This window comes from Pseudoalteromonas sp. S4492 (assembly GCF_005886115.1).
Classification (GTDB): Bacteria; Pseudomonadota; Gammaproteobacteria; order Enterobacterales; family Alteromonadaceae; genus Pseudoalteromonas; species Pseudoalteromonas gelatinilytica.
On sequence record NZ_PNCP01000051.1, the window covers coordinates 16,261 to 38,140 of the forward strand.

Below are 21,880 nucleotides of genomic sequence, written 5' to 3' on the forward strand. Positions count from 1 at the left end.
AATCCAGTTATTACTGAAATACTTTTTCGACATCAAGTACTGCGATATTTTTTGCAGGTATTGCAAGTTTATAGTCAGCAATGACTTTATCCTCAGCAACAAGTTCTGCTGGTTTTTCAGCGTTATACACCATAGGTGATGTTTGCTCTGAGGCTAGACGTGTTTGCATGTCTTTGCCATCACCAGTAATAAACACATAGTGAATATTCTCTGTTTGCAAGTTATCGCGAATAACACGGTTAACATCATCAAGGGTTAGCTTTTCAAGCTTGCCGCGCACATAGTCAACAAAGCTCTCAGTGTTATAGAACTCACTATCAAGCGCATAGCCTAACTGGCGATCTTGGCTTGCAACCATTTGTGGCACAAAGTTAATTAAGAAGTTACGAGTAGCTTCAAAATCTTCTTTGCTGATGCCATTTTTAATCAGCTTATCAAGCTCGAATAATGCCGTACGTGTTGCAAAGTGCGCGTCGTTATTTGAACGAAGCGGACGTAACCACACTTGGAAAATTTGCTCTGAACGACCTAAGTTAGCATCAGGTTTAGTTTGGAACATACCACGTGGGAAGTACTCAATGTATGCATAGTCACCATAGTTCATACCACGGGTTTGACGAATACGCTGATACAAGAAGCTGTTTGAGCTGCGGTGTTCACCAAAGTAAGAGCGCACTAACCAAAGCGCAGTCCAGTCATCGCTACTACGAATTGTATCGATTGGGAAACCAAATGACACAGCGGTAGATTGCGCTGATTTTTCAACAATCGTTGCATGATGACCTTTAAGTTCTGGCGCATCAGGGATCGTTAAGCGGCTTTCTTTACCTTGTGGAAGCGATGTTAAATCTTTCAGCATAGTCGATTTAACATCACCCGGGATCGCACCAATTAGACCCACTGTTAACTTAGATTGAGTAAACTGGTTAGCATAAAACGCTTTTACATCGTCAAGCGTCAGTGCTTCAAGGTCTGATAAATCACCATAGTTATAGCTTTCATACGGGTGGCCTTTATAAAGCTGATGATAAAGCACTTCTTTACCTAGCTCTTCGTCATTTGACGCTTTCAGACCTGCTTTAATGCTATCAATAAGCTCTTTTTTCAGGCGTTTAAAATCATCTTCTCTGAAGCCAGGGTTTAGCATCTGATCGCTAACTAGTGCATACCACTTCGCAGCATTGTCTTTATGTACACGACCACGTAAAGAAATCATCTCTTTATCGATTTGATAGCCAAAGCTTCCCGCCAGTGGGTATAGCGCTTTTTGAATATCTTTGTAGCTCATGGTTTCTGAGCCACCTTGCGCTAGCATCGCAGCTGTGAGTGCCGCTAAGCCTTTTTTACCTTGTGGATCAGCCGCTGCGCCGGTATTAAATAACCAGTTCACATCAACCAGTGGTGAGCTATTGGTTTTATCAAGTACTTTAAAATGACGCTCTGCAGGTGCTTGCTCGATACTGGCAACCAAGGCATTTAAATCAACTTCTTGCTCAAAACCAGTCACTTTATCAAGCGCCGACATTGTCACCGTGGTACGGCTAGGATCAACAAAGTACTTGTTTGCTACCGCTTTGATATCTTCTGGCGTGATACTATCAGCCGTGGCATACAGTTGGTTAATCACCTCTGGGTCGCGCTCAAAATGCATGTAACTTGCAAGTGTTGAAGCGATTGACTGCGATGAATCTAAGCCATTAATGAAGCTGTATTTTAAGTTAGATTTTAAATCCGCTAACTTTTGTGCATCAACTAACTCAGTACGTGCTTGTGCATAAGTACGGTTAATCGCATCACGGGCTTTAGCAAGGTCCGCTTCGTTTTCGACTTTTACAAACACATGTAATAAACCCGGATCTTTAGTATCTGGGTTATAGGTAAACATTTGACTGGCAATTTGTTTATCAACAACAAGCTCTTGATAAAGTGCCGAGTTGTTAGAGAAATACAGCTGCGAGATCAAATCAAGGGCTGCACGGTCTTTTTGAGTAGGATCCCATGCCGTGCCTTTGTAAGACACAAGCAACCAGTGACCTGGTAAACCATCATTTTTCTCATGGATGTATTTTGCTGCTTGTTGTTTAGGTTCAACAGGAATATCTGCTTGGTAATTCCCTTTTTTCCAATTACCCCAATGCTTTTTCACCATTGCCATGGTTTCTTGTGGATCCACATCACCAACTATGACTAAAGATACATACTCAGGCTTATAAAATTTAGCGAAGAAGTCTTTACCGTACGCCATTTGATCAGGCATGGCTTCAATGTCTTCAAAAAAGCCCATAGTGGTGTGCTTATACGTATGCTTTTCGAATGCTTCGTTACGAACGGCAGAAAGTAACTTACGAATTGGGCTGGCATTATTCTTTAAATATTCACCTTTTACAGTCAGCGCCTCAGTGCGGAACTGCTCTTCGCTGTAAGTCAGGTTTTGGAAAATATCAGCTTCGATTTCAAGTACTTTATCTAAATGCTCTTTTGAAAAGTTTAAGTGGTAGTTAGTGTAATCATTGGTTGTGTATGCACGATTATCAACACCTGAGTTCTTTAAAATATCTGAATACACATCTTGCGGAAATTTTTCAGAGCCTTTAAACATCATATGCTCAAAGAAGTGTGCAAAACCGGTTTTACCTGCTTCAACTTCATTACGTGAACCAACCGATACCGGAATCTGCAGTGATACGACATCAGGGTAATCAGTTTTTACTACCATCACGCGAAGGCCATTTTCAAGCTCTTCTAATAGGTAATCTTGGCTAAATACACGGCTATCGTCTTGGCTTACTAGCTGCTCAATTTCGACTTCTTTAACCATGGTTGACTGTGAATTACTTGCGCAGCCACTCAGCGCCAATGTTACAGCAACACTGGTTGCTAATAATCTAAATTTCATAATGTTCCCTTGTTAGTTATTTTTCTCATCTTCATTGCTGCTTGATTATGCATCAAAGTGCCAGAAAATATGAGGGTCAGCGCAATTATTTATGTAAACAGGTGTGTCAATTTAGCGAAACGCCCAGCATTCAACTTGAGTAAAATTCATAGTGATTGAAAAACTTTCAAGAAAAAAATCTATCTAGACGTCTAAATGGCTGCTATATTGTTTGTCATAGACATTAGCACGAGCTGGAATGAGGATTATGGCTTTATCATTACAAGAGAAAATTGAAGACACCAATCAAGGCGTCTACCTAATTGGTACCACACCACCAAAGTCAGGTACTGATAAAGCACAGCTTGAGACCATTGCCCAAAAGCTACTTGGTCGTTTACATGAAATTGAATACGACGGTGTAATCATCTACGACATTCAAGATGAAAGTAGCCGTATTGCAAAGCCCCGTCCTTTTCCGTTTAAAGAGACTGTCGATCCTCGTGAATACAGTCAGTTACTACGCAGCTTGTCGCAACTTGATGTGATCACATATAAAAGCGTAGCTCAGCGTGGTGAAGCTGAATTTAGTGAGTGGTTAAATGAAACACGCAATGACTTTGAACTAAAAAACTTAGTGCTAGTAGGCAGTCCATCATCTGATGGTGACATCAAATTGAGCCTACCTGATGCGTATAAAGCTTTAGCAAAGCAAGACAGTGATGTGTTTTTAGGTGGCGTTACCATCGCCGAACGTCATGCCAGCAAACGCAATGAACATGAGCGTTTAGTTGAAAAAACAGCACAAGGTTGTAAGTTTTTCATCTCGCAAGCCGTTTACAATGCCCAAGCGACGATTGATTTGATCACGAGCTATGCGCGTAGCTGTAAAGCACAAGGCACAACACCAAAACGCATTATTCTAACGTTTACCCCGTGTGGTGGTGAAAAGACCTTGGAATTTATGGAGTGGTTAGGTATTTCTGTACCAGAAGCGACTAAATACCGTATGTTAGATTCGGAAAACACCTTGAGTGAATCAGTGCGTATCTGCCGCGAAAATCTCGATTTAATTTTACAAAGCTGCGCGCATTTAGATGTACCGCTAGGTTTAAATATTGAGAGCTTAACCAACCGTAAAGAAGAAATTGATGCGTCAATTAACCTTTACCGTTTACTTAAAGCAACCATGGAGTTAAACCTAGCTGAGAAGCAAATAGCTTAACGTGCTGCCTTAGAGGCTTGCTTTTTCTCATACATATCTTCATCTGCTCGTTTTAATAGCTCAGCAAAGTTTTCTTTTGGCTGAGCTATTACCCCTGAGCCAATACTTAAACTCGTGACAGGAATGCCACGCTTCTCTAAATTCACTTGGAAAGTGGTATTGAGCTTATCAGCGATGCTGTCTATGCAATCACCGGGCTGAACTTGCAATAACGCAATAAACTCATCGCCCCCTAGGCGGCCGATAATATCGGTTTCACGTAGGCATTCTTTCATCGTGTCAGCTAAACAAATCAGTGCGAGATCGCCCACTTCATGACCATACGTATCATTGAGTGGTTTAAAACTGTTTATATCGATAAATAAACAACTAATATCAAAACCAAGACGTTTCGATATATTTAATTTATGTTGGCAAAGCAGGTCTATTGCACGGCGATTATAAATATTGGTCAGTGAATCAAGCATGGCAATTTCACGCATCTGCGTAAAGTTGTCTAACAGTGCAAGGTCATCTTCAACCATATCGCGAAGCTGCTCGATTAACTCTAAAAAGCTAGGTTGGTAATGGGTTTGTTTAAAATCCATAACGCAAAAGGTGCCAAACGGATCACCACTTGGCCAACTAATGGGCACCCCAAGATAAGACTCAAAGCCATCTTTTACCAGCGGGCTGTCATCCCATTGACTATCTTGGCTGGCATGATCAACATAGAGCGGTGCCATATCACGCAGTACTTTTTTGCAAAAAATATTATCGTCAGCGCTTAATTCAGCCCCTGCATCGTAAGGGTTTTCTTGCTGCTCACTGGAAACGATAATGCGATAGACATCATCTGTTTTATGAACGATGAAGCCTGCGGGAGCAGAAAACAGCTCGGTCATGAGATCAATTGTTTTCTGCCACTTTTCTAAGGAGAACTGTTTATCAGCGCGGCGGAACGTCCATTTATTCTCTTCTAACATACTAAACTCTCAACTTTAGCCGGAGGGTAGTATAAATATATGCCAGATTTAGGAACGTCTCCTACTTTTTTGCCCTAAAATACGTTTTTTATCACGAGAGCGACGTGCCTTATTCGTATTTTTACGAACTTGCTTTGGCTCTTTGGTTAAATCTGGCTCATAGCCTGGTAACCACTGCGGCGTGAGTCTTGTATCGAGTAAGATATCTATTTCGTCCAATAGCCACTGCTCATCGATGCTAACCAGCGACATCGCCATCCCTTTCTCGCCAGCACGTCCTGTTCGACCAATACGGTGTACGTAGTCCTCAGCCACATAAGGCAACTCATAGTTAATCACATACTTGAGTGAGGCAATATCAAGACCACGCGCAGCAACATCTGTCGCAACCAGTACTCTTGTCGCACCTGATTTAAAATTTTGCAGTGCTTTATCGCGCGCACCTTGGCTCTTATCACCATGAATAGATTCGGTTTTTAAGCCGTCTTTACACATTTCTTTCGCAAGCACATCAGCGGTTTGCTTAGTGCGAGTGAATATCAGTACTTGCTGCCAATTTTTCATGCCAATCATATGTGATACCAGCTCACGCTTACGGTCTTCATCAACCGCATAAACTAGCTGCTCAACTTCAACCGCTGCTGAATTGCGTTTATTCACTTCAACTAGTTTAGGATCATTTAATAACTGCTTACTGAGTTTAAAGATGCTGTCGTCAAATGTGGCTGAAAAAAGTAAGGTTTGACGCTCTTTTGGCACATGGCGCAAGATACGTTTAATTTCGTCAATAAAGCCCATATCAAGCATGCGATCAGCTTCATCGAATACCAAGGCATTGATACTTGAAAGTTTAATACTGCCTTTGATCACATGGTCAAGTAAGCGCCCAGGTGTTGCAACGACGACCTGCGCCCCTTTTATGGCTTTAATTTGTGGGCCAATACTGGCGCCGCCATAAGCCAGTGCTGCTTTTATTTCCGTATGCACAGCATAGCGCTCTACACTTGCAAATACTTGCTGAGCGAGCTCTCGGGTTGGTGTTAAAATTAGGACTTTGACAGCATCTGGAAGTACTTCAGCAGATAACAAATTGTGTAGTAGTGGTAAAACAAACGCGGCGGTTTTGCCCGTTCCCGTTTGTGCACTACCCATTACATCAGCACCCGCTAAAATAAGGGGGATTGTTTGCGCTTGAATTGCTGTAGGAGTGTGATAGTTCTCTTCTTGCAAGGCTGTTAGCAATGCAGGGGCAAGATTTAATTCTGAAAAGGTCGCTGCTGACATAGTCTGAAGTACATTTAGCTATAAAAGCGCTATTGTACGCGGAACATCAGCAACAAAAAAGGCGCAATAAGCGCCCTTTATACAATCTGTAATGACTACACCGGTTTAAGTGATTCTTTACGTTGATTATAAAAACTAATTAAGTCATCAACCGTTGCTTGGCAATAATCACGAATGCCAGATACAAGCATATGCTTTTCACCTGAACCTACTTTCTCACCATTTTCTAACAGATCAAAGCGAAGCGTAATTTTGCCGCGTTTGCCCGTAAACTCAAAATCAGGCTCAGCAAATTGTAATTCAGGTGCACTGATATCAAGGCGATCAAGGTTAATCAGCATTGATTCGTAAATCACCATTGGACGCGCTGGGTTGATCATCACATCCTGCTTACCCATCAATGGAATGATAACATGCGGGAAGGTCGTGCCAGAGAACTCAACATAGTTTTTGATTAAGCTATTTGTTAACTCAGGGCACTTGCTAACAGCGCCTTCACGTTTCACTTTTAACATGACTTTTTCGCCATCGGTGATCGCAAATTCATCAGCACCTTCAGGGAAAGTCAGCTTTGAATTTTCATCAACCATACCTGCAAACGTGAATTCCATTTTTTCACTGATGCCATAGCGGTTTAAAACCAGCGAAAAAAGTAAATCGCCCGGCACACAAAACTTTTTAGCATCTTTATCGTGTAACGGATTGAAATCATCAGCCACTAACTTGGCGAAACGACAGCCTTGTTCACGTGAGATAGAAACGTAATCAGCATGTTGCTGATAATAAGGACTTAACATAATTGTTCACTGCTTAAACTACTTATAACCTAACTATACTACCAGATAAAATGAAAATAGAGGTCGAATCTGTTAATTATTAATCACGTACTCAGCAAATGTTAAATTACATCAGCTAAAATAGTGGTTTCGATAGGGAAAATTTAAATTGTATCAATTTGTACGAAACAATTAACAAATAACCCAGAATAGTAAACACTTATGCCCGACTAAAAGATAGTGAAAAACTATTAGCTAAAACTAAATATAAATTCAGTTTTCTTTTTAAAACAACAAGCTAACTTTAGAGCAATAAAAAAATACGCCAATAGGCTGAAAATACTGGCTTTGCATAGCACCTATTTGTAGCTATAACGATAAATAAGGTATGATAGACCCGCTTTTTTATCGTGTAATCGCCACTCATAGGCTGCATAAATAATAATTATAATAAGCGGCATACAAATGAGTACTCAAAGTGAGTTGGGCGGGTTACATCAACTTTCGATGGTTATTGTTACTTTGAAAAAAAGACTATTAAAAAACAGAGACTTGGTTAAATGATAAACCGATTAAGTTGGCTATTACTGTTTTTTTGTCTTTGTTTTTCGTCGCTTTGCTTAAGTGATGACAATCCCGAGCAACCTTTTTTTAAAGTCTCTCCCACGGTGTGTGTGACAGACGCGAAACAAAAAGCCTGTGAATTTAATATACAGATTCATTTTCGTGTTGCTCCCTTTAAAGAGCTTTGTTTAGAGATAACTCAGCGTCCACACTATACGCAGTGTTACAAACAAGGTGGTTTAATTGTCGAGAAATTAACGATTAAGACTGAGCATCCGCTGACGGTCAAATTAATTAATCCATTGAACAATCAAGTTGTTAAGCAACAACTACTGTCAATAGCAAGCTATGAAGCTAAAGATTACCGTATAAAACGGCGCTTTGGCTGGAGTTTATAATGCAGCATATTTTTTTAATTGAAGATGATGTGAAATTAGCAAGCTTAATTCAAACGTTTTTGTTAAAGCATGGCTATACCATAGATGTATTTAATACTGCTGAGGCGTACCGTAGCAGTGAAATCACCTTCATGCCATCACTGATTATCTGTGATGTGATGCTACCGGATGGCAATGGTTTTGAGTTAATTTCTCAATTGAAAGAAAAATACAGTTGCCCTGTCATTTTTCTAACGGCGCTGGATTCTGTGCAATCACAAATTAAGGGCTTAAACCTAGGTGCTTACGACTACCTTGTAAAACCCATTAAGCCTGAACTGTTACTCGCCAAGATAAAAACGATTATTGCCCACACCGTTGGCCAAGATAACTTTTCACACCAAATTGACATTTTGCGTATCGATACTAAAAAACGCGATATCTACTTTCATAACACAGCGTTGAATCTCAACGAAAGTGAATTTGAAATCATTGCTTACCTTGCTAAAAATACCCCACAACCAGTTTCTCGCGAAGTCTTATTCAAACATGTTATTGGCCGTGAGTATGACGGACTTGACCGAGCGATTGATTTAAAAATTAGCCGTTTACGCAAAAAGCTTAAAGAAACCATTAGCGATCAAAAAGAAGCGTTAGATATCAAGTCTGTACGAGGTAAAGGATACAGCTTGGATATTTCAAAAATATGAAGCAGCAATTTTTTAAGCTCTATTTAATTATCACAGTAAGCTTAATTGCTTTAGTTTTAGCTTTTGGCCAGCTTTATAATCAGTTTTTTTCTGAACAGATCCCCAGCGTACAAATCAGTGTCGCAGAGCTTGCGAAAATTGCAGAACAAAAAGAAACGAGGATCAGCTCCTTTAATCAAAATGAGCTTGTATTACCTAATTCATTACAAGCCAGTTTCGATAAAGATGGCATTATCAGCGTCACCGAAAACAATCAGCAGTTTATATACTTAAAAGGAAGTAATGGCAGCATCCAAAAAGTTGGCCCCATTTCTTTGATTTCTCAAGCAAAGACTGACTGGTTTGCATTTTTTGCCTTTTACTTTTTACTTGGCGCGATGATTTTGTTGTTCATTCGCCCGGTCTTTCGTGATTTAAGCCTATTACAACGCGCAGCTTACCGCTTCAGCAAAAAACCGCAACGGATAGAGCTTGATATAAAACCTAACTCATCCATTGCGCCATTAGCTAGCACCTTCACCCATATGTCTGAACGCATCAATAAATTTGTTCAGCTACATAACGACCTATCTCGTATTATTTCCCATGAAATTCGCACGCCCCTTACCCGAATGCGCTTTGCTTTATCGATTGCCGATTTGGAATCGCAAGAAAGTAGCCAAATAGAACGCGATATTGATGAGATTGAATTACGCTTGGAGCAATACCTATCGTTCGCTCGCTTAGAGCACCAACAAAGTGTGTTTAATCAAGAGAAAGTTAACTTAACTAAACTGATCAACACAGAAATTGCTAAATTTGATTTATACAAAGAACTTAAATTTACGCCATCCCTTGAGGTAGAGACAGCCTATTGCGAAGCAAGCTTTATGGCTATTGCAGTACAAAACTTACTGATCAACGCCACAAAATACGCAAAAAACACTATTTATATAAGCAGTGCAGAACAAGCAGGCTATTACTTTATAAGCATTACTGATGATGGACCTGGCTTACCAATTAATGCGGATGCGCTCATTGAACCTTTTAAACAAGGTGAAGGAGATAAGCTTGCGAGTGGCTATGGATTGGGACTTTATATCGTGCATCGTATTGCCAGCTGGCATGGCGGTAAAATTAGCTTAGCTAACAGCTCACAAACAGGCGGTGCAGAGATCACCATTCGCTGGCCTAAAAGTGGTAAGTAATACCTGTAAAACCTGAGAAGTAACCATTTTTATTGATCATGTGTGAGTTAGCTAAGTTGCTATCAAGCCATGTATGTTTGAGTTTGAAATCAAGCGTGAAACTATCGCTAATAGGGAATTCGTAACTTACTTTTAAATAATAGTTAGTGGCACTTTCTAAGTTGTAGCTTAGTAAACGGGTTTTGCTTTCTGATGGACTCACCGTGTAGTAATAATCGATCAGCTCTTCATTTTTGTAATTAATGCCCGCCTCAATGCCAGCAGTACCAGAAAACAGTTCAAATACTTGATAGCCGTTTAGCAGGATTTCATAACCATTATGAACATTGGTTACATCATGGACATAGGCTGCACTTAACCACATTGCATCGAAGACGTTTACCGCAGATGACAGCCCCGCCATGTAAGAAAGGTCACGCTCTATAGGTGTTAGGTTAATCGGTGATGCGGTGGGTAATGCCGGTCGCCCAGAGCTCGAACGAACAACACCGGTGGCATAGAGTTTATCTACCCCATCCAGCTCAAAGAAAAAGCCATCATCATTAAAGCGCCCCAGTAAATCAACGTAAAAGTTCTCTGTTTCATAGAGGCTGTAGCCTAAAGAAAAGTCATCGAAATACCAGTTATCACCATAATAAGCAAAGCTTGGCAGGATTGGCGAAGTGACATCATCGGCATCAAGTACCGGGTTCTCAATGCCCCCGTAACCCACTGTGATGCTGGCATGTATTGTCGACTTTTTAATTAATTGTTGCTGTTTAATATCAGCCTGCGCAAACGCAGTTGATGCAGATAAACAACACACTAAGCCAAACAATTTCTTCATTAACGCAATTCACCTTTATGTCATAATTAAGAATTATTATGACAACTCTATACTACTAAAAACTATTTAGTCTTTACCCAATCGGGAACGATCATATCGTTTGCGCGCTTTATTGTATAATTTTTTTGACCAACAAAACGGCGTAGACAGCTGATTTACGCCCCACATTCAAACTAACACACTGAAAAAAATATAAAATAGCTTGTACATTTTGCTACATAGGTTTTCAGTTGTTAGTTATTCTTTTTGGTTATTAAAATATACAACACGATTTTCTAGACCAAAAAAAGGGCCCGAAGGCCCTTTGTCACATAACATACTTAGGGAGTACTTAGCCTCGTTTTACGCGGCGACGAACACCAGCAAAACCAGCTAATAGAACAGTTAACCATGCAAGTGAACCACTTGATGATTTCGCTTTTTCTTCAGGAACCACGGTTATTTCTTGTGCCGTTACCGTCACAGCAACACCAAGTTCCATCGCTTCAACACCATCACTTACTGTGACAGTGAACTGATGCTCACCAGCCGTTAAGCCTGATACTTCAGTGATTGCTGATGTTGGGCTTGCGATTGTACCTGGGCCTTCCCATGAGAAAGTTAACTCATCGTTATCTAAATCATGTGATGCTGATGCATCTAGGGTAATCACGCTGCCTTCAGTCACTTGCTGAGCACTTGCTTCAACAACCACTACCGGTGCGTCATTGACTGCTTCAACCGTTAATATAAAGGTCGTGCTTGCAGCATCTGATGGATACTCAATATCAGACACCACAACCGTTACTTCAGTCTCACCAGAGAAGTTTTCATTTGGTGTAATCGTGACTGTATCGCCATCAACTTCATAGGTTACGTCATCAGAAATTACCGAGATTTCATTCTTCGAGTTCTTCTCATCAATGTGATGAACCTCGAAGCTAATTGGTGTTTCTTCAGTTGTTACCATGTCATCAAGGGCTACAACAGTGATGTTGCCAGGAATGGCCAGTGTTGCCGTTGAAGTCATGTCGTTAAGACCTGAGATTGCCGCTTTAGCTTCAATTTCAAGTGTTTGACCTGCAGCTGATGGCATTACTTCTGCCCATGCAGTCACTTCAAATTGTGATGACTCTGGACCTACATAGTCCATACACACCACGTAGCCATCGCTGATCACTTCATCTAGGTTGTTATAAGCGATTTGAATACCACGGTAGTTTTCAAGTGGACCATACTCATACTGGGCACCACGGAAACCTTGTAAACCGATACTACCTGCAGGACGTGTCGACCCATAATCTAGGTTATCGTATGCATAGTAAATTTCATGCTCACCTTTACCAAAGCGTGTATTTGCATTAAATAACACTTGGAAATCAAATGAGTTATCACGTTTGGTGTAAGTGTATTTACCCGTTGTGCGGTCGTACACTGGATCGTCATAGTCTGATGCGTTATCCCACTCAACAATACCCCAACCTGTTGCGGTACTTGCGAGTGAAATACCTTCGCTAGACGATAAACCAACTGACATTACTGAGCGTAATAAGCCACTATCTGTGAACTCCCAACCACGCCATAATGGACCCATGTTCTCATATGGGAATGAGTTATAAGGGAACGGATTATGTACCGGGTAGAAGTAACGGCTACCATTGGTATTCACTGTACCCATACCACGAATTTGGATTATCGAGTTTTGGATATTGGTATTTTCAGCATTGTTATACAGGCTAAATGTGTCATAAGCACCGTTGTATAAACTTGCGATTGGTAACGAATAACCACTGCGTGAGTTGTAAAGATTGTTTTCATCGAAACCAGATAGAATTGGCGTAATACCAAACTCTGATAAATCAACATAACCACCCGGGTTTGAGTTACCAAAATCAGGCGTACGACACATTTCATCGGTAATGTTATCTGTCACGATATAATCAGGCTCAACATCGCGGGTATCTGCTTGCGTACCTGTTACAATCACTTTACCGTCTGCAATTTCAACATTGATTTCTGATGCTGTAGAAACCGCAACGTTTTCAGCTTTGATATCAAGACCTGCAGGGATAGCAAGTTCCAATGAGAACTCACGATCAGCACCTGAGTTATTCGCTAACACTTCAAACGTGTAAGGAACCATATCGCCTACTTTTGCACCTGTATATGGCGCATCAAGGTGAGCAACATCGTTACCACGGTTTAGCTTAAATGGAATAGACCCTAGGTTGCCATAGTTCACAGCCGAAGTACCTACATCTAATAGTGAGTAGTACACGCTGTCAGCGTCAAGATCCATATCCCAGTTTACTGTCATTTCAACAGTATTTTGGCCATCACTACCCGGCAGGCTTGCAGTCATACCTGATGCAACTTGGTCTGACACAACCGCAGTCGCAATTTCAAAAGTTTCTTCAACTGCATCTACTGACGATTTATTGGTGTTATAAACAACAACCCAATACTCACCTTCTTCAGGATTATTAATATTACAGAAGTTTTTATAAATCTTATGGTTTGATACACACAAGATTTCGTCTTGTGGCTGTACAATACCATCACCGTTGTAGTCTTTACCTACATAGATGATAGGATTACCTACATTTAAAGTGCCTTCAAGTTCAGACTCAACACTCACTGTTTCTGCAATTAAGCGTTTTGAATTTGCAGGTACCGTTACAAATTTAGCAAATGTTGCTTCATCTAGAATATCTGCCGCATCCACTTCGTCTGTGCGATTCATAGCCCAAGGGAAAGTACGGTCATCATCTTTTGGTAAAGTCACCGTGGTGATGTCTGCTTTTATAGGCTGATATGCACGTGCTACAGGTGCTTCAACACTTGGTAAGACGATACCTTTAGCAACATAAGTACCTACGTTTGAGTGAGCTGTCGTCTCTAATGATGATGGTAAGTTACCACGGTCATATTTAAACGCGACAGGCCAATGTGCATCTGGAATGTCCGCTTCTTCAGCTTGGAAAACAAGGTTTGTATGAAGCTCAACTTCAGAGTTACTAAACCAATCTTGGGTATCCATGATTGATGCTTTAACTATGATTGTTTGTGTTTCACCTTTTTTCAGCGAGAAGGTTTTCGGGAAGATATCAATGTTTACGCCATTTTGCTTACCTTGCGTATTTACGTCAAACGCCCAGTTTTCTACATCTTCGTGGCTTACCGTCCAGGTACCATCTTCTGTTGCTTTAATGGTACGAACCCATTGACACTCAGGTGCACATGAGAAGTTAACTAGGTTTGGTAAGTTTAATTTATGTGGCGTACCACCATTATATGGATCAGCAGCTAAGAAGTTATCCGCGCTTTCATCCATTACAAAACCCGCTTTAGCAGCCAATGCAACATTGATGCGACCTGCACCTGAACGGTAGATTTTCGCATCTGCTACAACATCACTTTCGCTATTTAAACGGTGATATTTAACAACGTTTTCAGCGGTCATTGATAATGCAGATTGAATTTCAGCCGCCGTCCACTCTGGGTGAATTTGACGTAGTAACGCCATTGAGCCGGCAACATGTGGTGATGCCATCGACGTGCCGCTGATCGCTGCATAATCTTGACCATGTGGAGTTACAAACGGATGCTCATCAGAGTATGCCGCGTAAATATCAACACCTGGTGCTGCAAGCGTTGGTGCTAAAATTTCAATGTTTGAATATGATGGACCACGTGATGAGAAGGTTGCTAACCAATCCGCATCGTCCGTATCAACGCGACGTTCAATTACTGTTGGCTTGATGGTGATCATATGACCTTTTTCTGAGTAGCTATCTACCCAGTCTTCTAAGCCATCTTCTGGATAAACACCATTCCATTGGTCATAAGTAAAGTGAACACCCGGTAATGAGTAACCTTCAGCTACAGTACCTTGGTCACGAACACGGTTGAACATAATGAAACCATCTGCACCACCGGCTTTCACATGATCAACTTTTGCAGTACGGGCATTGGCTGCTGAGTCGTTTGGATCGTGGCGTTGACAGATCACAATCACATTGGTGCTACCATCAGCCGCACCTGCGATTTCGGTGCCATCTTTGTAGAAATTAAAGGTATTTTCTGGGTAATCTGCTGTACAGTAACCGTTGTAATCTTTAAAACCATCTACGTCTGCATAGTCTTTAGCCCAAACAACAACACCGGTAATTTCTTCACTGTTGATTGAACCACCAACAAGACCGGTTTCTGACCAGCTAGGTACTTCTGAACCCAAAGTTTCGTCAGCAAAACCTGCATATTCAACCGCAGTTTCGACAGCAACAGTACGACCATGCGTTGTTGCTGCAACTTGTGCAAGCCAAGGAGACGAGTTATCTAAATAACCAAAGCATTCAGCTGCGCCACATGCTTGACCACTGTTACCTGCTGCCGCAGCAACATTGATACCAGCTTCACGCGCAGCTAAAAAAGCAAGCTGCACAGGATCAGCCCACACATTTGAATCAGCACCACCAATTGAGAAGTTGATTACATCAACACCATCAGAAATTGCATCTTCGATACCCGCAACAAGTGCTTCACCAGGACAGCCTGCGTATTCTTCACTTGATGGGTAACATACTTGATATGCAATGATATTTGCATGCGGTGCAACACCTGAAATTTCAGGGAATAAACCTTCTTTTAAGATATTACCATCGGTATTTTCACCGTAGCTTGCTAGCATAAATGGCACGTCTTTAACGACGTTACCCGCAGCTGTTGAAGCAACGTGCGAACCGTGACCTTGATAATCTTCACCAATTGCAGGCCAGCCTGGGATCATGGCATCAAATGCATCCGTGATCACATCATAAGAACGCACACCGATTAATTTATTATTACATTGAATTTCTTCTGGTTCTTCAACACAGTCACCTACATAAACACCTGCGCCAAACGGGTTTTCATGTTCATAACCATCGCCACCTACGGCAGCAAATGAAGGGTGGTCTGAGTTAATACCGGTATCGATAATACCTACGATTTGACCTTCACCTTTACCTTTGATGCCACTTGGAACACTTGAGCCATCCCAAATTTGATCCGCACCGATATGCTTAGGGCCTTTATCAGAAAGAAGATCATAGTTTTTCGAACGCATCACAGAAACAACTGCACCAAGTTCTGCAACGCGCATTGCTTCTTGCTCTGTCATTTTTACAGAGAAACCATTTAATGCTTTAGTGAATTGACGGCGCATCTCTGTGCGCCCCGTCACAGCTGTCACGCTTTGCATTACAGTACGTTGTTTTGAAAGTAGTTTATTTTGATAATCAGTCACGGCTGAAACTGTCGCTTGACCTTTCTCAAATACTTTTGAAACGCCTTGTGCTTGAAGTGTTTGCGATAATGGCGACGTTAAATCGCGGGCTTCAAGTGCCACTGAATTATCACGTAAACGAATGATATAAATATGTTCGCCATCAATACCTTCTTCTGTGAATTTATTCGCTTGGCTATTTAGCTGAACATTCAAACCATCGTTTTGCAGCATGTTGCTAGAGTCACCTTGGTTAATCTCTTTGCTAAATGCTTTTACTTCTTCAAATGTGATGTTTGGTGCTTTTAATTGGTGTTTAACTTGATTGTTATCAACACCCACTGCGTGAGCAGCACTAGCACTGTAGAGAGCTGCGGCAACAGCAATCGAGAGTGTTTTCACTTGCATAAAGTATCCCCTGGATAGTTAATTAGAATAATTATTCAAGCTTGTGAACATCCATTTCACTGCTTGCGATTACAATATAACCACAGGGACAATTAAATTTAGGTGTACATTTGTGTAGCGTTTTGTACATACCGTTAACATTAAAATTACTTTATAGCTGTAAAAACATACCCCCATACCAATGTAAGGTAATAATAATAAACGAAAAAAGGGCCAAGAGGCCCTTTTGTTAAATCACTCATTTTTGCAAAGATTAGTCGCGTTTTAGCTTACGACGTCTTACTCCAGCAAAACCAGCAAGTAGTACAGTGAACCATGCAAGTGAACCACTTGAACCTTTTTTAGAGTCATCCTCTGGTTCAGGCGTTACTTCTGTTGGTTTCTCAACGCCATCTGAGTTCACCGTTAACACAAACGATGTTTGCGCTTTATCAGATGGATTTTCGATATCTGATACCACCACAGTTACCTCAATGTCACCATAGAAGTACTGATCTGGTGTAATCGTCACAGTATCGCCTTCTACAACGTAGCTTGCATTTTCAGCAATAATTGAGATTTCATTTTTAGAGTTTGTTTCGTCGATGTGATGTACTTCAAAACTGATTGGTGTCTGCTCTTCAGTTACCATATCATCAATTGCTACAACAGTGATGTTACCTGCAACTTCAATGGTATTTGTCACAACTTTGTCAATCGTTCCCGACATTTGTGTACGTGCTTCAAACTCCATTGTTTGCCCTGCACCGCTTGGTAAAACTTCCATCCAAGCCGTTACTTCAAATTGTGAAGATTCAGGACCTACGTAGTCCATACATACAACAAGATCATCTTGAATCACTTCATCTAGGTTATTGTACGCAATATCGACACCTAAGAAGCCTTCTAACGGACCGTATTCGTTAATAAAGCCTTTATAACCAGCGATACCGATACTACCGCGTGCATCTGTTGAGCCAAAGTCGATATTATCGTAAGCAAAGTAGATTTCATGCTCGCCTTTACCAAAGCGTGTTTGTGCATTAAAAATAGTTTGGAAATCGAAGCTATTGTCGCGACGCACACCTTCGTACAGACCGGTTTCACGGTTGCGGTTAAACTCACCGTAGTCAGCTGCGTTATCAAACTCAATAATTGCCCAACCACTTGATGTACCAGCAACAGTAATACCTTCTGATGAACTTAAGCCCATTGAAAGAACATCTCGGTTATAACCGCCAGTTCCATTACCCCAGCCACGCCATAATGGTGCAATATTCTCATACGGGAACGAGAAGTATGGGAACGGGCTATGCGCAGGCGTTAAATACGGTGAACCTAGGTTATCGATAGTACCGATACCTTTAATTTGGAAAAAGTTGTTATACCAGTTTACGTGATCATAGTTATTGTAAAGACTTAAACGGTCCCATTGACTACCCCAAACTTGAGTTACAGGAATAATCCAACCACGACGATAATTTGGTAAACCACTACTATCAAAACCTGATAACACAGGTGACATGCCAAACTCGCTCAAGTCAACATAACCACCCGGATTTGAGTTACCAAAATTAGGCGTGCGACACATTTCGTCAGTGATGCTATTTGTCACGATATAATCTGGTGCAACATCACTGGTATCAAGCTGCGTACCAGTAAGTACTAACTTACCATCAGCCACTTCAACATTGACATCAGTTGTGCTCGAGATAAGTACGTTATCTTTGTGCAGTGCTAAACCATGTGGAATATCAAGCTCAAAGCTATATTCACTATCGATACCAGTGTTATTCGCCAATACTTCAAACGTTACTGGGATATAGTCGCCCGCTTTCACTTTTGCTTTTGGTGAATCAACATGGACGTGGTCTTTACCACGAATAAGTTTAAGTGGAATTGAACCTAAATCGCCCATATTTGTCGCAGAACTGCCAACATCAACCAGCGAGTAGTAAACGCCATCAACGTCCATTTCCATATCCCAGTTAATAGTCATATCAACTGTGTTAACACCATTGCTTTGCGGTAAAGTAGCACTCAACTGCTCTGATACTTGCCCAGATACAACAGCTGTTGTGAAGCTAAATGTCTCAATAATATCGCCTTCTGGGTAATCATTTTTGTATGAGTTATAAATAACAGCCCAATATTCACCCTCTTCAGGGTTATTGATATTACAGAAGTTGTTATAAAGTTTATGGTTAGATACACATAGGATTTCGTCTTGAACTTGAATCTGACCATCACCGTTGTAGTCTTTACCTACATAGATAAGGGCATTACCAGCATCGTTTGTACCAGCAAGTTCTGATTCAGAACCCATGATTTCAACCGTTAAACGCTTACTGTTAGCAGGTACACTGATGAACTTAGTGAATGTTGCCTCATCCAGTACATCACTCGCATCGACTGAACCTTCAACACGATTAATCGACCACGGATAAGTTTTGTCGTTATCTTTAGGCAATGAAATCGTTTCGACTTCTGCTTTCACAGGCTGATATACACGCGCAACAGGTGCATCAACATTTGGTAGTTGAATGTTAGGTGCAGTAAATGATCCTTGATCAGTGTGGATCACCTTATTTAAGCGCGATGGTAAATCACCACGGTCATATTTAAATGCCATTGGCCAATGAGCGTCTGAAATACCTTCTTCAGCGGCTTTAAAGTGTAAGTTTGAATGCAGCTCAACTTCTGAGTTACTAAACCAATCTTGGGTATCCATGATTGATGCTTTCACAACGATAGTTTGCGTTTCGCCTTTTTTCAGTGAGAAAGTTTTTGGATAAACCTCAATGTTTACACCATTTTGAACAGCTTGTTTATTGGTATCAAATGACCAGTTCACCACGTCACCGTGCTCAACCGTCCACGTACCATCTTCAGTTGCTGTGATAGTACGAACCCACTGACATTCAGGTGCACAAGTAAAATCAACTAGGTTAGGTAAGTTCAATTGATGTGGAGTACCTCCATTGAATGGATCTGCAGCTAAGAAGTTCTCTGCTGTTTCGTCCATTACAAAGCCTACTTTAGCAGCTTTAGCAACATTAATACGACCTGCACCAGCACGGTAAATTTCAGCAGTATCAACGACGTCAGTTTTATCATTTAAGCGATGGTATTTAACCACGTTATCAGCAGTCATGGTTAATGCTGACTGCACTTCAGTGGCTGACCAATCAGGGTGAATTTGACGAAGTAACGCCATGGCACCAGCAACATGTGGTGAAGCCATAGACGTACCACTAATTGCGTTATAATCTTGACCGTGTGGCGTTGTAAACGGATGCTCATCTGAGTAAGCCGCAAGAATGTTCACACCTGGGGCAGCAAGTGTTGGGGCAAGAATTTCAACATTAGAATAAGACGGACCACGTGATGAGAATGTTGCTAACCAGTCAGCATCTTCTTCATTTACTTGGCGTTCAATCAAGGTCTCTTTGATGGTGATCATGTGACCTTTTTCTGAAGAACTATCAACCCAGTCTTCTAAACCATCATTCGGGTAAACACCATTCCATTGATCATATGTAAAGTGCACACCCGGTAATGAATAACCTTCAGTTACAGTCGCTTGATCTCTATCGCGGTTAAACATGATATAACCGTCTGCACCACCCGCTTTTACGTTATCTACTTTTGCAGTACGTGCGTTTGCATTAGGATCGCTTGGTTCATGACGCTGACAGATAACAATAACATTGGTGCTACCATCCGCTGCACCCGCGATTTCAGTGCCGTCTTTATAGAAATTAAAGGTGTTTTCTGGGTACTCAGCAGTACAATAGCCATTGCTATCTTTGTAGCCATTTACATCTTCATAGTCTTTAGCCCAAACAACCACACCGGTGATCTCATTGGCATTCACCGCACCACCGATTAAACCAGTTTCTGACCAACTTGGTACTTCTGAACCAAGCGTTTCATCGGCAAAACCAGCGTATTCTACAGCCGTTTCAACAACAACAGAACGACCATGCGTTGTAGCTGCGACTTGAGCAAGCCACGGCGATGAGTTATCAAGATAGCCAAAACACTCAGCTGAGCCACATGCTTGACCACTGTTACCTGCGGCTGCCGCAACGTTGATACCCGCTTCTCGCGCTGCTAAGAAGGCAAGTTGTACAGCATCAGCCCACACATTTGAATCAGAACCACCGATAGAGAAATTGATTACATCAACACCATCAGAAATCGCATCTTCGATACCTGCAACCAATGCCTCACCCGGACAACCCGCATAGTCAGCACTGTCTGGGTAACACACTTGATAAGAGATGATGTTTGCGTGCGGTGCAACACCTGAGATTTCTGGGAAAACATCTTCTTTGATGACAACACCGTCAGATTGCTCACCTAATCCCATTACCATGTAAGGTACGTTTTTAACTACGTTACCCGCTGCTGTTGAAGCAACGTGAGAACCGTGACCGCCGTAATCTTCACCAATGGCTGGCCAGCCTGGGATCATGGCATCATAAACATCAGTGATCACATCATAAGAACGCACACCAATTAGTTTGTTATTGCATTGAATTTCTTCAGGTTCTTCAACACAGTCACCAACGTAAACACCGTCGCCAAACGGATTTTGGTGCTCATAGCCATCACCGCCAACGGCTGCAAAAGATGGGTGATCTGTATTAATACCGGTATCGATAATACCGACAATTTGACCTTCGCCTTTACCCTTGATACCGCTTGGTACACTACTGCCATTCCAAATTTGATCAGCACCGATATGCTTTGGACCTTCATCAGACAATAAGTCATAATTTTTAGAACGCATCACCGTTGCGACACTGCCAAGCTCGGCTACGCGGCGAGCTTCTTGCTCAGTCATTTTTACAGAGAAACCGTTGAGTGCTTTCGTGAATTGACGGCGCATCTCAGTACGGCCTGTTACAGCGGTTACAGTGCTCATCACTGTTTGCTGTTTGCTTAATAACTTATTTTGATATTCAGTTACCGCAGCAATCGCTGGTTGGCCTTGTTCAAATACTTTGCTAACACCTTGTGCCTTCATTGTGCGGGCAAGCGGTGATTCAAAATTACGCGCTTCTAGAGCAACTGAATTTTCACGAAGTGTCACAATATAAACATGCTCGCCATCAAGGCCTTCTGCGTTGAATTTGCTCTTTTGGCCATTCACTTGCACGTTTAAACCGTCATTCTGCAGCATGCTATGCGAGTCTGCGGTATGAAATTCTTCTGTTAATTTGACGATTTCTTCGGTCGTGAAACTAGCTGGCTTTAAAACATTTGCTTGTTTAAATGGTTGGTCTATACCGACAGCATGAGCTGCACTGGCGCTATAAATTGCTGCTGCAACAGCAATCGATAAGGTCTTAACTTGCATTAGTATCCCCTGGATAGTTGGTAAGTATAGTTATTCAAGATTTGTGAATATCCATTTCACCACTTGTATAGACAATTCAATCACAAAGGGG

General features: G+C 41.5%; 11 protein-coding genes. 4 read left to right on the top strand and 7 right to left on the bottom strand.

Annotated features, from left to right (window positions below; translation table 11 throughout):
- Positions 1-10 precede the first annotated feature (10 nt).
- Entirely contained in the window at positions 11-2,896 is a 2,886-nt protein-coding gene (locus tag CWC28_RS17085) for a M16 family metallopeptidase (protein ID WP_063703342.1), read from the bottom strand.
- A 247-nt stretch (positions 2,897-3,143) separates the two neighbouring features.
- On the opposite strand from CWC28_RS17085, the gene CWC28_RS17090 reads away from it, so the two are divergent.
- Positions 3,144-4,100 carry a methylenetetrahydrofolate reductase gene (locus CWC28_RS17090; RefSeq protein WP_063703339.1) on the top strand — a complete coding sequence of 319 codons (957 nt, stop codon included), beginning with the start codon at positions 3,144-3,146 and terminating at the stop codon, positions 4,098-4,100.
- Here CWC28_RS17090 and CWC28_RS17095 read toward each other — a convergent pair.
- From CWC28_RS17095 to CWC28_RS17105, 3 genes are all read right to left on the bottom strand, one after another.
- A complete protein-coding gene (locus CWC28_RS17095) occupies positions 4,097-5,065 on the bottom strand; it encodes a sensor domain-containing diguanylate cyclase (RefSeq protein WP_063703337.1) in 969 nt (322 codons plus the stop codon). The genes CWC28_RS17090 and CWC28_RS17095 overlap by 4 nt on opposite strands.
- 48 nt (positions 5,066-5,113) lie before the next feature.
- A complete protein-coding gene (locus tag CWC28_RS17100) occupies positions 5,114-6,349 on the bottom strand; it encodes a DEAD/DEAH box helicase (RefSeq protein WP_063703334.1) in 1,236 nt (411 codons plus the stop codon).
- A 95-nt stretch (positions 6,350-6,444) separates the two neighbouring features.
- A complete protein-coding gene (locus tag CWC28_RS17105) occupies positions 6,445-7,146 on the bottom strand; it encodes a DUF3581 domain-containing protein (RefSeq protein WP_063703332.1) in 702 nt (233 codons plus the stop codon).
- 539 nt (positions 7,147-7,685) lie between these two features.
- Between CWC28_RS17105 and CWC28_RS17110 the strand changes: the two genes are divergently transcribed.
- From CWC28_RS17110 to CWC28_RS17120, 3 genes are read left to right on the top strand one after another with little or no spacing between them, the layout of a single operon-like run.
- Positions 7,686-8,087 carry a DUF3019 domain-containing protein gene (locus CWC28_RS17110; RefSeq protein WP_138625483.1) on the top strand — a complete coding sequence of 134 codons (402 nt, stop codon included), beginning with the start codon at positions 7,686-7,688 and terminating at the stop codon, positions 8,085-8,087.
- Complete coding sequence (locus CWC28_RS17115; protein ID WP_063703328.1) at positions 8,087-8,776, top strand: response regulator transcription factor; 690 nt, start codon at positions 8,087-8,089, stop codon at positions 8,774-8,776. The genes CWC28_RS17110 and CWC28_RS17115 overlap by 1 nt, the downstream gene beginning before the upstream one ends.
- Complete coding sequence (locus tag CWC28_RS17120; protein ID WP_063703326.1) at positions 8,773-9,963, top strand: ATP-binding protein; 1,191 nt, start codon at positions 8,773-8,775, stop codon at positions 9,961-9,963. Before CWC28_RS17115 ends, CWC28_RS17120 begins: the two co-directional genes overlap by 4 nt.
- Here the strand turns inward: CWC28_RS17120 and CWC28_RS17125 are convergent.
- The 3 genes from CWC28_RS17125 to CWC28_RS22675 all read right to left on the bottom strand — a co-directional run bounded on the left by CWC28_RS17125 (position 9,947) and on the right by CWC28_RS22675 (position 21,789).
- Entirely contained in the window at positions 9,947-10,789 is an 843-nt protein-coding gene (locus tag CWC28_RS17125; RefSeq protein WP_063703325.1) for a MipA/OmpV family protein, read from the bottom strand. The genes CWC28_RS17120 and CWC28_RS17125 overlap by 17 nt on opposite strands.
- Before the next feature lie 331 nt (positions 10,790-11,120).
- Positions 11,121-16,442 (bottom strand): S8 family serine peptidase, encoded by a 5,322-nt coding sequence (locus CWC28_RS22670; RefSeq protein WP_138625484.1) that lies wholly within the window; start codon positions 16,440-16,442, stop codon positions 11,121-11,123.
- A gap of 253 nt (positions 16,443-16,695) precedes the next feature.
- Positions 16,696-21,789: a S8 family serine peptidase gene (locus CWC28_RS22675; protein ID WP_138625485.1), complete on the bottom strand. Its 5,094-nt coding sequence runs from the start codon at positions 21,787-21,789 to the stop codon at positions 16,696-16,698.
- Between the last annotated feature and the right edge of the window lie 91 nt (positions 21,790-21,880).